This window comes from Paraburkholderia sp. RL18-085-BIA-A, from assembly GCF_046027075.1.
GTDB lineage: Bacteria > Pseudomonadota > Gammaproteobacteria > Burkholderiales > Burkholderiaceae > Paraburkholderia.
On record NZ_JARESU010000630.1, the window covers coordinates 1 to 404 of the forward strand.

At 58.4% G+C, this 404-nt stretch carries 1 protein-coding gene; it reads right to left on the reverse strand.

Features of this window, described 5'->3' with window-relative positions; genetic code table 11:
* Positions 1–404: transposase (locus tag P0D89_RS54155; protein ID WP_408379866.1), on the reverse strand; the 404-nt coding region annotated here is incomplete at both ends.

Consider the following 404-nt stretch of genomic DNA (forward strand, 5'->3'; position numbering starts at 1 on the left):
CGATGGTTCACCGCCTTGAACTTGCTGCCGTCGATCGCAACGATCGCTTCGGCGAAGAGGTCCAGACGCTGGCATAGCACGACGAACTGACGGCAGACGCTGCGGATCGCTTTGCCGTTGTCTTTACGGAACCGCGCAATGGTCTTGAAGTCAGGCGCCAGGCGGCCGGTGAGCCACATCAGTTCGACGTTGCGCTGGGCCTCGCGTTCAAGGCGACGGCTGGATTGAATACGGTTCAGGTAACCGTAGATGTAGATCTTGAGCATCACCTCCGGATGATACGAAGGCCGGCCGGTCAGCGCTGGCTCAACACCTTCAAACCCGAGCTTCTGAAGATCGAGCTCATCCACAAAGACATCCACCACGCGCACAGGATTGGTGTCGGTCACGTAGTCATCAAGCGC